This is a genomic window from Campylobacter sp. P0085 (genome assembly GCF_002139495.1).
Classification (GTDB): Bacteria; Campylobacterota; Campylobacteria; order Campylobacterales; family Campylobacteraceae; genus Campylobacter; species Campylobacter devanensis.
In genome coordinates, this window is sequence record NZ_MJKB01000005.1 from 207,517 (window position 1) to 221,334 (window position 13,818).

Consider the following 13,818-nt stretch of genomic DNA (forward strand, 5'->3'; position numbering starts at 1 on the left):
GAAGATGATAAAGCGTCCACATAATAAATATAAAAAAGTTAGAAATAATGTCGAACAGCCTTTAATGCAGTGTAAAAAAGAGCAGTTTGTTTTAAAGATTTCACTAGCTTGTGCTGTAGTGCTAGCAGTTTTTGGAATTGCTTATGGAATTTATATTGGTTCTAAGGCAATTATTTTTGATGGATTAGTAGCATTTTTATCAATTATCTTAATACTACTTAGCGTTATCACATCTAAATTTATATACAAAGAAGATGATGATACCTTTCAGTATGGATATATGCGCTTTGAGCCAATGGTAAATCTATTTAAAAGCCTAATTTTACTCTTGTTATGTATGTATGCGATGGTTAATGGAATTCAGGCGATTTTATCTGGTGGATATGAAGTTGAATTTGATAAGGCTATGCTTTACTCATTTTTATCTATGATCTTATCTATTGGAATTTGGCTTTTTACATCATATCAAGCCAAAATTTTACAATCTCCTCTAATCTCAGTTGATAGTCTTGAGTGGCTAATTGATAGTGTGCTATATCTAGGTGGATTTGTAGTTTTTGGAACAGTTTGGCTATTTGATAGAGAGAGCCAATCAGAATGGGCTAAATACCTTGATCCAGGACTTTTAGTAGTACTTTCAATGATTTTAGGTGTTATGCCACTTAAGGTTTTTATAAAAAATTTAGCTGATTTAGCTATGGTTGCACCAAAAGATATGGATGATAAGATAGATACCCTACTTCAAAATATATCCAAAAAATATAATTTTAGCGACTATGATACGCATGTAGCAAAAAGCGGAAGATTTTTTATGATTGAGGTAAATATCTTAATGGGAGAGTCATTTAAAATTCAAAATATAGATGAGATGGATCTAATCAGAGATGAGATAGAACAGGGATTAGATATCCCAAGTTATAAAATTTGGCTGAGTGTGAGCTTCACTAAAAATCCAAAATGGCTTTAATCAAATTTAGCCTTTTTATTTATCATCCACCAAAGGATAGAAAATTGTAAATTTGGAGCCTTTATCTTGCTTTCATCATAGATAAAATCTAAAATCTCACTACGTTTTATAAAAACTAATTCTATCTTCTCATCATCTATCCCGCCACCTAAGCCTAGCTTCATACTCTCATCGATCTGAGCATAAAATAAAACCTGACAATTAGCCCCAAATCCAAGTGCAGTAAAGCTGCTAGTAACTCGCTCTATATTATCTATACTATATCCGGTTTCTTCCATAATCTCTTCGATTATAGTTGCTTTAGCATCTAGCCCCTTATCCATAATACCCGCACAAAGCTCATATGTAAGACCGTTTTTGTTTTGAATTTGATTTTTATCTTGATAGTACCATACAGACGGACGAAACTGCCTAACAAACAAAAATGAATCAAATTCCCTATGATATAAAAGACAACTTACGCTATCATGCGCCTCTACGCAATCCCAGCGTTTATCCTTGCCATCTTGAGTATATAAGATACTAAAAGGCTTTACAAATTTTGACTCTTTTAATGGTATAACCCTTAAATTACTTATAGTAAAATCCATGTCGCTAATCCTAAAAATACAAAAAATCCTATAATATCTGTCGCTGTAGTCAAAAACACAGTGCTACCAACAGCGGGATCAAGCCCTATTCTCTTTAAACTAAGTGGGATAAATGTCCCTAAAAATGCCGCCATAATGATATTAGCCACAAGCGCTATTGCTATGACTACTCCAAGCATTGGCTTATCAAACCAAAGCCCCACCAAAATACCTAAAAACAGAGCAAAGATAAAAGAGTTAAAAATAGCCATTATAATCTCTTTTTTAAGCACTACCCAAAAATCCCCAATCCCTATCTCACCAAGAGCCAATCTCCTTACAGTAACAGCTAGTGTTTGATTACCAGCGTTGCCACCCATACTAGCAACTATTGGCATCAAAACAGCTAAAGCAACCAAGCTCTCAATAGACTTTTCAAAAAAGCCAATCACAATTACACCCAAAATCGCCGTGATTAAATTCACAAATAACCAAGCAGCCCTAGCACGACCAGTCTTTACTAATCCCTCTTCTTCAGCATCATCATCAACCCCTGCTAGATTATAGATTTGCTCAGTTGCACTCTCTTCTAAAAAATCGTGAATATCATCTGTTGTGATACGACCAAGTAGCACACCAGCTCTATTAGTCACAGCAATAGCACTCAAATCATAATCCATAATAATATCCACAGCTACTTTAATATCATCACTATCAATAGCAAAATGTGGTTTAAATCTCTCCTCATCTTGATTTACTATCTGGCTTAAATTTAAATCAAAATCATATGTTATAAGATCCTCAAGAGCAATTGTGTGCTTTAATACCCCTTCATTATCCACAACAAACAAAGAAAATACATTTTCTATCTTATCTTCTTGTTTCATTATGCGAAATCTAGCTATAGCACTACTTAAACTCTCATCTAATCTAGCACTAAATAGCTCTGTTTGCATATATGCACCAGCTTCATTTTCTTCATAATTTATAAGCTTACTAATCTCTTTTTGGCTATCTATTTCAAGTGAGCTAAAAAGTTCTTTGGCTTTCTCTTCATCTATCTCTTCTATAGTCTGTATAAGATCAGTAGCGTCATCACTCTCAAGCTCATCGATTGCTTCAGCTATCTTGTCATTTGGAAGATTTTCTATCACATCTCGCAGCATGTGATCAGGCATCTCCATAGCTGCTTCACCAAGAGTTTGCGCATCAAGCTTTTCTAAATACTTAGCATACTCATCCTCATCAAGGATTTTTAGCCTTTTTAAATGGCTTGCTACATCAGCTGGACTTAACTCATTCTCATCTACGATATGTTTTTGAAGCTGTTCTTTTACCTCTTCTAAATTTGAATTTGGCATGATTATATCTCTGTTATATTTGCTATATCTTCAAGCGGTGCTTTGTTTATATGATCTTTGAAACTAGCTTGAATTTGATTATTTAGACTCTCTTTTAACTTGTTAAATTCAATTTTTTGGTTTTTATTTAGCTCGGATTTTGTGATTTTGACTACAGATTCTGGATTTATAGCGTTGCCATTTTTGTATAATCCCAAGTGTAGATGCGGTCCAGTGCTTAAACCAGTGCTTCCTACATAGGCTATTAACTGACCTTTTTTGACTTTTTTACCCTTTTTAATACCTTTAGCATAACCATTTAAATGCGCATAAAGTGTCATATATCCACTTGAGTGCTGGATAGTAACAGTCTTGCCATATCCGCCTTTATTACCTACAAAGCTTACCATGCCATCACCAGCAGCGTAAATTTTTGTCCCTTTTGGCGCAGCATAATCAGTACCTAAATGCGCTCTATATCTTTTTAATACTGGATGAAATCTTTTAGGATTAAATCTTGAGCTAATTCTAGCATTTGGCACAGGCTTAATCAATAAGAAATTTTCAAGCTCTCTTCCATTAGGATCATAAAACGCATCATTAAATTTATATATATAATTTGGCTTTCCCCTAGTCTCTATCATAGCAACTTTAATATTTGGCTCGCCGATATATTTGCCTAAGCGCTTTTTACGCTCATATACTATAGCCAGTCGATCGCCCTTTTGAAGCGTTTTAAAATTTACGCTTCCACTAAAAGCTTTATTAAACGAATTAGCTAGCGCTTCATCATTTGTTGCTCTTTTTATCTCTCTATATGGCGAGTCATTTATCTCTACATTTAGTATGAAATTTTCATTTTCATAGACAATTGGGATAAAATCTAGACTATAATGGTTATTAAAATCTTTAAAAACATGAATTTGAATCTCATTGCTAATAGGTAATAAAATTTGACTAATATTATTATTTGAATCACGCAAAATTTGAAATTTCGTCCCAGCGCTTAACTCGCTAGCTAACTCTTTATCCTCGCCTGAGAGATTATAATATATAGATAATGGTATATTATGTCTCTCTAAAAAGGTTAAAAATGTATCACCTTGCGGCCATGTCAGCTCTTCAACACTTGTAGTTACTGCATGCAAATTCATAAAAGCTAAAATAGATAAGATAAATTTTTTCATCAAAAACCTCAACAGAAGCAGATTAATATTGTAATTATAACTCAAAATTATTTACACATTGCAAACATTTACCCAAACTAAGATATAATTATGGCCAAATTTATAAAAAGTATCAAAAAGGGGATGCAATTGAAAAAAATTATAGTTTTAATCTTTGCTATATATTCATTTAGTTTTGGAGCTAAATTTGATCTAAAACCAAGCTACAATCTAATTTTAAATACTACTCAAGGTGGCGCTACAATTATAGATAATAATAGCTTTATAGTTGGCTCAAGTGGTGTTGTGTTACACAAATTAAAAGATGGCAGCAAAACCATAATAGCCAGGGCAGTTGTAACTAGCAAAAAAGATGGCTATGCAAATTTAAGATTTGAGCTATTTGACCAGCTTAAACAAACAGCACTTCCACTCCCTACTATCTTGCCACAAGCTGGCGATGAAGTAATTTTAAATTTTATGTATAATAGATCTTTAATCGTAGTCCCAAACAAAGAAATTTATGATCAAGTTACTAAAGCTTTTAGTAATATTGATTTTATTCATCCCGATATTATAGCTGCTTATTTAAGCTATGAGTATAAGCCAAACCCAAGCCGATCTGATTTTCGTAAAATGTGCGCACAAAATGCAGCTGGGCTGATATTTATAGCACTTGATAAAGAGGCTGTTTTTGCTGATTGTGGTAGTTTTGAAATTTTGCAAAGCTTTAAAACTGGCAGTGTAGATTATTATGAAGTACCATTTTATACAAGAATTAAAAATATAGATACAGTATTTTGGAAACTTGATGGTGCTAAAATCGGCAATTATGACAAATATTACAATAAACTTTTAGCTAGATAAGGGATAAGTATGGATTCTAAACATATAAAATATTTTGAAAATTTAATTGGTCAAGATAATGCCAAATTTGACAAAGCCCATCAGATAGCCTACTGCTATGACGCAACCAAAAAGCGATATGAACCAGATGGTGTTTTATTCCCAAGAGATGAAAATGATGTAAGTGAAATTTTAAAATATTGTAACGAAAATAAGATAATAATCGTCCCAAGGGGCGCTGGGAGTGGCTTTACTGGTGGTGCCTTGGCTAGTGGTGGCGGAGTGGTGCTAAGCTTTGAGAAGCATATGAATAAAATTTTAGAGATAGATATGCAAAATATGGTAGCCGTAGTCCAACCCGGAGTGATAAATATGGATTTACAAAAGGCTGCATTAGAAGTGGGGCTATTTTATCCGCCTGATCCTGCTAGTGAAAATTATAGTAGCATAGGTGGCAATGTCAGTGAAAATGCCGGCGGAATGCGTGCTGCAAAATATGGAATTACCAAAGATTATGTGATGGCTTTGCGTGCGGTATTGCCTAATGGAGAGATTATAAGAGCCGGTAAAAAAACGATAAAAGATGTCGCCGGATATAATATAGCTGGGATTTTGATAGCTAGTGAAGGTAGCTTAGCAGTAATTACTGAAATAACTCTAAAATTAATCGCCAAACCTAAATTCAAAAAGACCGCTATGGGGGTATTTCCTAGTGTGAATTCAGCTATGAATGCCGTATATAAGACAATGGCCGCTGGCGTAACCCCTGTGGCGATGGAGTTTTTAGACTCTTTAAGCATTAAAGCAGTTGAACAAAAATTCAACAAAGGCCTACCAACTGATGCTGGAGCGATATTAATTAGTGATGTGGATGGACCAAATTTAGATGTAATTGATGGAGATTTAGCAATTATCAAAGATTGCTTTATGCAAAATGGAGCTATAGATTTCAAAGTAGCAAAAGATGAACAAGAGAGCGCTGATATATGGTTTGCTAGACGCAACTGCTCTCAAGCAATCACAATGTATGGCAGCCTAAAACTAAATGAAGATATCACCGTTCCACGCTCTAAGCTTCCTGAGCTTCTTGATAAAATAGCTCAAATTTCAGCCAAATATGATGTAGTGACTCCATGCTTTGGCCATACTGGTGATGGCAATGTCCATACAAATGTTATGGTAGATAAATCCGATCCAAAAGCAGTAGAAAGAGGTCATGAGGCTATTACTGAGATTTTTAAGGCTACTGTTGAGCTTGGTGGAACGCTAAGTGGCGAACATGGCATTGGGATATCTAAAGCACCATTTATGAGCTTAGCTTTTAGCGATGGAGAGATGGAGCTATTTAGATCTATTAAAAGAGCATTTGACCCAAATAATATCTTAAATCCATTTAAAATGGGACTTTAATGCAAGAAGCTAAAAAAATTGCTAAGATTATTATAAAAGAGCTAAGAGATAAGCAGATATTTCATTTTGCTTCTAGTCTTAGCTTTCACACTTTGCTTTCAATTATTCCTATTATTTTTGTATCGCTTAGTATTTTTACTACTATGCCAAATTTTGCTGATTATTATGCTAAAATAAAGGAATTTATCTACTCAAACTTGCTCCCAAGTCAAAATATCACCCAATATCTAGATCAATTTTTAAGCAACTCTAGCTCACTTGGAGTGATGGGAGTTGTAGCTATATTTTTTACTAGTTTGATGTTTTTTAGTGAATATGATCATGTTATATCACGAATTTCTAATGTGCCAAAAAGAGGATTTTGGCAAAGTCTTAGTAATTACTGGACACTTACTACCCTTATGCCTTTAGGGCTTGGCTTATCATTTTGGATTTCAAATTTCATTCAAAACACACTAAAAAGCAGTGAATTTACCAGTTCGATAAATTTTCTAGCTATATTTCCTCATATTATAATCTGGGCAATTTTTGCTATTACATATCTAATTAGTATCAACAAAAAATTATCATTTAAAAGCATAGCCATTGGCTCATTTATTAGCTCGCTCGCTTGGTCGCTATCAAAATGGGGCTTTATCCAATACTCATTTTATAATAAAACTTACGCTAGTATATATGGCTCATTTTCTATTTTACTATTTTTTATACTTTGGATATATATATCGTGGATTATATTTTTGTATGGAGTTAGACTCTGCTCGGTACTTGAAAAAAGCAAAGAGCAAATTTAAAGCTATTTGTAGATAATAGATATCTATCTGCTATTTATACTAAATTTAGTTAATTCAATTGCTAAGGTAACCAAATTGTTACCCTAGCAATTATAAATTTATAAATTAATAAATCAAAATGGCCAAATCGTCTCTAAAACACGAGTTCCCCATGGTTTATCAGTCGCACGCTGAAGGTCGCCTTCGGTTTTATATAATATTTTAGCATCAGATATATGTCTAGATTCAATCTCATTATACTGGCTAATATCGTATGGACGAATCACTCCACTAATTTGCATTATCTGTTTTTCATTATTTAGCAAAATTTCCTTACTACCTTCGATAAAGTAATTACCATTGCTTAAAACTTTAATAATCCTAGCTGAAATCGTAGTAGTAAATGCCTCAGTCCTACTAGTTGAACCCCCACCTGAATAGCTACTACCACTTCCAGCGCTAAATCCTATACCAGCTATTTTATTAATATCATTTAGTGGTCCTTTTAATGGTGAGCCTTCAGGCGTAGTAAATGCTCCACCTTTTAGCGATGTTAAGCTATCTTTAGAGGTTGAGCGATCAGCCTGTGAGCTTTGATTGGCATTTTCTCTAATTATAACCGTTACAATATCATTGACATTCATCGCTTTTCTATCAGAAAATAGCGGATTATCCCCTTTACCAAATAAACTTCCAGGATTTCCTACTCCATTACCTTGAACACGACTTGGCAACTCTTCTACATATGTTGGTGGTGCCATTGAAATGTGTGGATCAGCCCCAGTTGTACAACCGCCAAGCCCAATGCCTGCAACGCAAATTAGTGTAAAAAAAGAAACTTTTTTCATAAATAACTCTCAATTTTATGATACAATATACTAATAATTCGTTAAAATAATACCAAATATAGGATAAAACAATGCTAAAATCGATTTATATCTTAAAAAGCGACTATGAAAATGGTGAATTTAGAGATGTTTTAAGCTCTAAATTTAGCCAAGGTGTTACGATTTTACCCATTAGCGATGATGGCGAATTTAAAGTTTTCACTCTTAATGAAGCAATCACTCTACTAAATTCAGGCAAAGAAAATGAACTAATCAAAGCTGTAATGGATAAATTCAGTAGCATTAAGGCTGAGTTTATAATAATAATTGGATCTGGCGATGAACTCCTTGACTCATTGCTTGCTCGCAATCTAAATGCTCCATTTTTGCTTAGCAATCAAACTGCTTATAAAGCTAAGCTGCTTGGATTTAAATCATTAAAAAGCATTGATGAGATTAAAAATACTCAAAGCAACTATATAACTCCTCTTAAATTTGAAACCCTACTCTATCAAAAAGCTGCCCAAAAGCTAAAAACTGTAGTATTACCAGAAAGCGATGATGATAGAGTTCTTAAAGCGTGCGATATCTTGCTAAATAGCGGTGCTATTAGTTTAATTCTTCTTGGCGATGAGAATGATATCAATAAAAGAGCTAATGAATTAGGGCTAAATTTGAGCAAAGCTAAAATTATAAATCCAGCTAATAGTGAACTTTTAGAAGAATTTGCTACTACTCTTTATGATCTTCGTAAAAGTAAAGGTATGGAGCTAGAAAAAGCCAAAGAACTAATAAAAGATGGAACATATTTTGGCACTATGCTTGTGTATAAAGGACTAGCAAGCGCAATGGTAAGTGGCGCTAGTACAACTACAGCCCAAACCATCCGTCCAGCCTTGCAATTTATAAAAACAAAACCTGGCGTTACTAGCGTTAGTGGTAGCTTTATTATGTGTGCTAATGGCCAAATTCACTTCTATGCAGATTGTGCTATTATGCCAAATCCTACACCAAAAGATCTAGCCGGTGCTGCTATTGCTACAGCTGCTACAGCTCGTGAGTTTGGCTTTGAACCTAAAGTTGCTATGCTTAGCTACTCTACAGGAGATAGCGGAAGTGGCCCAAGCGTTGATGCTATTATAGAGGCTACTAAAATCTTAAAAGAGCTAGACCCAAGCCTAGATGTAGAAGGTCCAATCCAATTTGATGCAGCCATTGATCCAGTAGTAGCAGCCAAAAAACTACCAAATTCAAAAGTTGCCGGAAATGCAAATGTATTTATCTTTCCAGATTTAAATTGTGGAAACATCTGCTACAAAGCAGTCCAAAGAACAGCAAATGCTTTAGCTATTGGGCCAATATTGCAAGGATTAAATAAGCCAATTAACGATTTAAGTCGTGGTTGCTTGGTCGAAGATATCGTAAATACTGCACTAATTAGCGCAATCCAGGGAGAGTAGATGAAAATTTTAGTTATTAACTCTGGTAGTAGTTCTATTAAATTTAAACTCTATGATATGAAAAATGAGAGCGTAATGTGCAAAGGACTAATTGAACAAATAGGCTCAGATAACTCCTTTGCTAAAATCTCCACCGCTCATGGAAGTATCAAAGAGATATCTAGGCCCATAGCCAATCACGCTCAAGGTATAGATATTATGAATGAGTTGCTATTTAATTCTGGAGTAGTAAATAGCTTAGATGAAATTGATGGTGTAGGTCACAGAGTCGTTCAAGGTGCTGATGTTTTTAGTGATGCAGTATTAATAGATGAGAGTGTAATGGCAAAGATTGAAGAGCTTATACCATTAGCTCCGCTTCACAATCCTGCTCACCTAGCTGGAATGAGAGAGACGCTAAAAGTTCGCCCAGATATCCCAAATGTCGCTGTATTTGATACAGTCTTTCACCAAACTATGCCAAAAAGCTCATATATGTATGCTTTGCCGATTGAATTTTATGAGAAATATAAAATTCGCAAATATGGCTTTCACGGTACATCTCATCAATTTGTCTCTAAAGCAGCTGCTAAAATCTTAAATATTGATTATGATAAATTTAGCTGTATCACTCTACATCTTGGAAATGGTGCTAGTATTGCAGCGATAAAAAATGGCAAATGTATAGATACTACAATGGGGTTAACTCCGCTTGAAGGGTTAATGATGGGAACACGCTGCGGAAGCATAGACCCAGCGATTATGCCATTTTTGATGGAAAATGCAAATTTAAGCGCTAAAGAAGTTGATAATATAATGAATAAAAAATCTGGCCTATTAGCCATCGGCGGTAGCAACGATATGCGTATAATAGAACAAAAGATGGATGCAGGAGATGAGAATGCTAAGCTTGCGTTTGATATGTTTGTGCTAAAGGTGAAAAAATTCATTGGTGCGTATATTGCAATTTTAGGTAAAATCGATTCAATTATATTTACTGCTGGAATTGGCGAAAATGACGCTAGAATCAGAGAGGCAGTTTGCGAAGGTCTAGAGATTTTTGATATCAAAATTGATAAAATTAAAAATAAAGAGTCAAAAGATGAACCACGACGCATAAGCCAAATCGACTCCAAAGTCCGCATAGCCATAGTCCCAACTGACGAAGAGCTAGCCATCGCCCAAGATGCACTAAGAATAATTAAAAATAAAGGCAATAAGTGATAAAGACAATTGACTATCAAATAGATGGAATAAACGACGCTGAACTAGATATAAAGCGTAACTCAAAGCTTGAGTTTAAGCTCACCTATGATAGCACTAAAGAGATTAGAGCGCTTATAGCTGTTATTCCAGGTCTTGGCGAAGATGGTGACACCTATTATAGAGACAATCTAGCTCATAGCATAGCAAGAGACCTTGATGCTGCTGTAATTACAGTTAATTATTTTGGTGTCAAAAGCAATCCACCAGTGGCAAAATTTAGCATTGATGAGATTGATGAGTTAATCCTTAAAACAGTAGCTGAGAATATTGGCAATCCAATTCCAGATAATATAGAACTAACCAAAATGGAATCAGAAGAGATTTGGGACTTTGTCAATGAGCATCTATATAATTTCATTGGAATGCAAAAATTAACTGGCAAGCTTATACGAGATTTTAAAATGCCTATGCATATGACATTAACTCCACCAAATGGCGAGTATCAAAACTTTGGCCTAATGGCTGCACTTGATGTGGTAAATTCAGTTTTATATATTAAAAACAATCCTCCATTTAAGCTTCATCCTAATTGTCAAAATGGGCAGCTTGCTGCAATCTATGTAGGCTCAAGCCATGGCGGATATATAGCTAATCTCTGTGCTAAATTTGCCCCATGGGCTGTAGATGCTGTTTTGGATAATTGCGGTTGGAACCTAAGCACTGAAATATTTGATAAAAAAGACTACCAGCCAGGAACATTCCGTACTATTGGATTTGGTAAAGAGATTGATTTTATGAGATATAGGCGAGATAGTAGAGATAATGAAAACTTTCACCTATGCGTCTCAGATAAGACATTTTGGACATCAAATTCGCAAAGCCCAAACTATTTTAGTCGCTCTAGATATGAGATTAGAGACGTCAATGAACCTAATCATCTAAAAGTACTTAGCAACTATCCAAAACCGATTTTTAAATGCTACCATGTAAAAGGTGATAGTGTAGCACCAATTGATGAAAAGATTAAATTTTATGAGCAATTACAAGCCAATGGCTTTGATGCTACTCTTGATATCGTAAGCGATAAATCTAGAGTTGATGGTAAATTTATCAAAAATCTATCTCACGGAATGGATATGAGCATTAAACTACTTGTAGCTAATAATTACGAATGGATTTTAAATAAAATCGCAGCCAACAAGCGTCCAAAATGCGAGCCAGTAATCACGCTAGAAACTAGCCAATATACATATGAATTTAGTCAAAAAGATAACCAAGTTAGCTTAGAGTGTAAAAAGAAAAAATAAAGCGATAAAATAAATTTAGATTTTATGTTTAAATAAACCCTCGCAATGGCTAAGCATTGCGAGTAAATTTAAGCTATTAAAGATTTAAATTTAAGCTACTGTAGTAGTCTTAATATATTTTGTTGTACAGCATTTGCCTGACTCATAGCGTAGCTTCCACTTTGGGCTAGTATGTTAAATTTAGAGAAGTTTGCACTCTCACTAGCAAAGTCTACATCTCTTATTTGAGATTCAGCTGATTTTACATTTACTTGGGTAACTGTAATATTATTTATAGTAGCTACTAATTGATTTTGGACTGAACCTAGGTCAGCTCTTAATTTATCTAGAGTTTTTCTAGCTGCTTCAGCTACATCAACCATAGCTTGAGCACCACCATAAGTATTTACGCCACCGGCTTGGTCTGTATATAAATTTGCTTGAGAAACATTACCATCAAAAAAGCCCATAGCTTGAGCCATTTCTTTGGTTATTGTTCCAGCATTCATATATTTTAAATTTACACTAGCCTGGTTATAGGCTTTAGATGCCTCACTAGCAAGCGATATAACAGCATCGCTAAAACCTAATCCTGATATTGTAGACATACCATTTAAACCGATTTTAATGTCTCTAGCATCTTGGCGAATAAAGGTAATTTGACCCAACATTACTAAACCAGCACTATGAGCATTTTTACCTGTAGATATACTGGCCATTGAAGCACCAGCTTTAGCGCCCATTAAGGCAGTAGCACCTGTTGAAATGGCGCCAATTCTAATAGATCTACCGTCTTTAGCAGCTAATACTAGACGACCATTTTGCAAGCTTGCTTCTACTCCAGTTTCATCTTTTTTAGCATTGATTGCTGCAGTTAAAGCATTGTCGGCATCGTTTACTTGAGTTTTAATATTACCTATTGTTACGCCATTGATAGTAAGACCTTTAATAGTTCCAGCAGCTACAGCCTGACTCATAATTTGAGTATTATTAACCTTTGCCCTAATACCGGTTTTATCTGAAACGCCATTCATCATATCAGCTACGGCTTTATAGCCATCAGTTCTTAATACATTACCTGGTATAACTTGAAAAGTGTAACCATTTGGATAGCCATCAATTCCGCTAAGTTTTACAGTTAAATCATTAACATTTGAAATATTAGATACAACAGCATTTCTTGTAGTCTCAAACCTAGTATGCCCAATTGTATTTGAGTTTGTAGCACCTATGCTTACTTTTGCAGTTTCATTACTATAAGCACCAATTTGGAAGTTTTTGTTTGAAAAATTTCCATTTAGTAGTTGTTGGCCATTAAAGCTTGTAGTAGTAGCTATCATATCTAGTTCTTCAAGAAGTCTTGATATATCATTTTGAAGTGCTCTTCTAGAATCAGCATTTTGACCATCTTGAGCTGCTTGGATAGCTTTGGTTTTAATAGTATCAAGTATTTTAATCTGTTCATCCATAGCTTTATCAGCAGTTTGAACAATACCAATTGCATCATTACCATTAGATATAGCTTGACCTAAAGAGCTAGCTTGGCTTTTTAGTGAATCAGCAATAACAAGACCAGATGCATCATCAGCTGCTGTTTGAATTCTAAGACCTGAGCTTAGGCGACCAAGTGAGCTAGTAAGCTCTCTATCTGTGATTTGTGAGTTTGCGTGAGCATTCATCGCTGCGATGTTAGTATTTATTCTAAAGCTCATAATTTTTCCTTTGTGTTAAGATTTCCCTATAAAACTTAAATCCATTTAGGGTGTGTTTTTATTATATCGAACCAAATATTAAAAAGTTTATATATGGGGGGGGGGATTTTGATAAATTTGAAGAAAATATTGCAAATTTTTAATAAATTTGAGTAATTTATAAAATTTAGATTATATATTATAGATTTAGGCTAAGTGATTTTATAATTTTTAGAGTGGATTTAGATTGGATTGGATGAGATATTAAAATATTATGGGGGTGTGATTAAATTTGTGGGTT

The 13,818-nt window shown here is 34.5% G+C and carries 12 protein-coding genes; 7 read left to right on the forward strand and 5 right to left on the reverse strand.

Annotated elements, in window-relative coordinates; all coding sequences use genetic code 11:
- The first annotated feature begins 4 nt into the window (after positions 1–4).
- Positions 5–967 (forward strand): cation diffusion facilitator family transporter, encoded by a 963-nt coding sequence (locus CIGNP85_RS07235; RefSeq protein ID WP_236845610.1) that lies wholly within the window; start codon positions 5–7, stop codon positions 965–967.
- On the opposite strand, the gene CIGNP85_RS07240 is transcribed toward CIGNP85_RS07235, so the two are convergent.
- From CIGNP85_RS07240 to CIGNP85_RS07250, 3 genes are read right to left on the reverse strand one after another with little or no spacing between them, the layout of a single operon-like run.
- Entirely contained in the window at positions 964–1,557 is a 594-nt protein-coding gene (locus tag CIGNP85_RS07240; RefSeq protein WP_086240588.1) for an NUDIX domain-containing protein, read from the reverse strand. The two genes, CIGNP85_RS07235 and CIGNP85_RS07240, sit on opposite strands and share 4 nt — an antisense overlap.
- Positions 1,542–2,897 (reverse strand): magnesium transporter, encoded by a 1,356-nt coding sequence (gene mgtE, locus CIGNP85_RS07245; RefSeq protein WP_086287674.1) that lies wholly within the window; start codon positions 2,895–2,897, stop codon positions 1,542–1,544. Before mgtE ends, CIGNP85_RS07240 begins: the two co-directional genes overlap by 16 nt.
- Before the next feature lie 2 nt (positions 2,898–2,899).
- Positions 2,900–4,063: a peptidoglycan DD-metalloendopeptidase family protein gene (locus CIGNP85_RS07250; RefSeq protein WP_236845611.1), complete on the reverse strand. Its 1,164-nt coding sequence runs from the start codon at positions 4,061–4,063 to the stop codon at positions 2,900–2,902.
- A gap of 129 nt (positions 4,064–4,192) precedes the next feature.
- Here CIGNP85_RS07250 and CIGNP85_RS07255 point away from each other — a divergent pair, with 129 nt between their 5' ends.
- The 3 genes from CIGNP85_RS07255 to CIGNP85_RS07265 are packed head-to-tail and all read left to right on the forward strand — an operon-like array spanning position 4,193 to position 7,089.
- Entirely contained in the window at positions 4,193–4,909 is a 717-nt protein-coding gene (locus CIGNP85_RS07255) for a plasminogen-binding N-terminal domain-containing protein (protein WP_236844777.1), read from the forward strand.
- 9 nt (positions 4,910–4,918) lie between these two features.
- Positions 4,919–6,298, forward strand: coding sequence for an FAD-linked oxidase C-terminal domain-containing protein (locus CIGNP85_RS07260; RefSeq protein WP_086287678.1), 1,380 nt, complete (start codon positions 4,919–4,921; stop codon positions 6,296–6,298).
- Positions 6,298–7,089, forward strand: coding sequence for a YhjD/YihY/BrkB family envelope integrity protein (locus CIGNP85_RS07265; RefSeq protein ID WP_086224866.1), 792 nt, complete (start codon positions 6,298–6,300; stop codon positions 7,087–7,089). Before CIGNP85_RS07260 ends, CIGNP85_RS07265 begins: the two co-directional genes overlap by 1 nt.
- 113 nt (positions 7,090–7,202) lie before the next feature.
- Here CIGNP85_RS07265 and flgH read toward each other — a convergent pair whose 3' ends face one another.
- Positions 7,203–7,916, reverse strand: coding sequence for a flagellar basal body L-ring protein FlgH (flgH, locus tag CIGNP85_RS07270; protein WP_086241001.1), 714 nt, complete (start codon positions 7,914–7,916; stop codon positions 7,203–7,205).
- Positions 7,917–7,987: 71 nt separating this feature from the next.
- On the opposite strand from flgH, the gene pta reads away from it, so the two are divergent.
- The 3 genes from pta to CIGNP85_RS07285 are packed head-to-tail and all read left to right on the forward strand — an operon-like array spanning position 7,988 to position 11,847.
- Positions 7,988–9,355: a phosphate acetyltransferase gene (pta, locus tag CIGNP85_RS07275; RefSeq protein WP_086241000.1), complete on the forward strand. Its 1,368-nt coding sequence runs from the start codon at positions 7,988–7,990 to the stop codon at positions 9,353–9,355.
- Positions 9,356–10,558 carry an acetate kinase gene (locus tag CIGNP85_RS07280; protein ID WP_086224869.1) on the forward strand — a complete coding sequence of 401 codons (1,203 nt, stop codon included), beginning with the start codon at positions 9,356–9,358 and terminating at the stop codon, positions 10,556–10,558.
- On the forward strand, positions 10,555–11,847 hold the full coding sequence (locus CIGNP85_RS07285) for a DUF2920 family protein (protein WP_086287679.1): 1,293 nt from the start codon (positions 10,555–10,557) through the stop codon (positions 11,845–11,847). Before CIGNP85_RS07280 ends, CIGNP85_RS07285 begins: the two co-directional genes overlap by 4 nt.
- A gap of 95 nt (positions 11,848–11,942) precedes the next feature.
- Here the strand turns inward: CIGNP85_RS07285 and CIGNP85_RS07290 are convergent, their stop codons facing one another.
- Positions 11,943–13,538, reverse strand: coding sequence for a flagellin B (locus CIGNP85_RS07290; RefSeq protein WP_086287681.1), 1,596 nt, complete (start codon positions 13,536–13,538; stop codon positions 11,943–11,945).
- Positions 13,539–13,818: the final 280 nt, after the last annotated feature.

Coding starts and splice junctions, on each gene's coding strand:
- CIGNP85_RS07235 (WP_236845610.1), top strand. CDS start 5: ATGATAAAGCGTCCACATAATAAATATAAAAAAGTTAGAAATAATGTC.
- CIGNP85_RS07240 (WP_086240588.1), bottom strand. CDS start 1,557: ATGGATTTTACTATAAGTAATTTAAGGGTTATACCATTAAAAGAGTCA.
- mgtE (WP_086287674.1), bottom strand. CDS start 2,897: ATGCCAAATTCAAATTTAGAAGAGGTAAAAGAACAGCTTCAAAAACAT.
- CIGNP85_RS07250 (WP_236845611.1), bottom strand. CDS start 4,063: ATGAAAAAATTTATCTTATCTATTTTAGCTTTTATGAATTTGCATGCA.
- CIGNP85_RS07260 (WP_086287678.1), top strand. CDS start 4,919: ATGGATTCTAAACATATAAAATATTTTGAAAATTTAATTGGTCAAGAT.
- CIGNP85_RS07265 (WP_086224866.1), top strand. CDS start 6,298: ATGCAAGAAGCTAAAAAAATTGCTAAGATTATTATAAAAGAGCTAAGA.
- flgH (WP_086241001.1), bottom strand. CDS start 7,916: ATGAAAAAAGTTTCTTTTTTTACACTAATTTGCGTTGCAGGCATTGGG.
- pta (WP_086241000.1), top strand. CDS start 7,988: ATGCTAAAATCGATTTATATCTTAAAAAGCGACTATGAAAATGGTGAA.
- CIGNP85_RS07280 (WP_086224869.1), top strand. CDS start 9,356: ATGAAAATTTTAGTTATTAACTCTGGTAGTAGTTCTATTAAATTTAAA.
- CIGNP85_RS07290 (WP_086287681.1), bottom strand. CDS start 13,538: ATGAGCTTTAGAATAAATACTAACATCGCAGCGATGAATGCTCACGCA.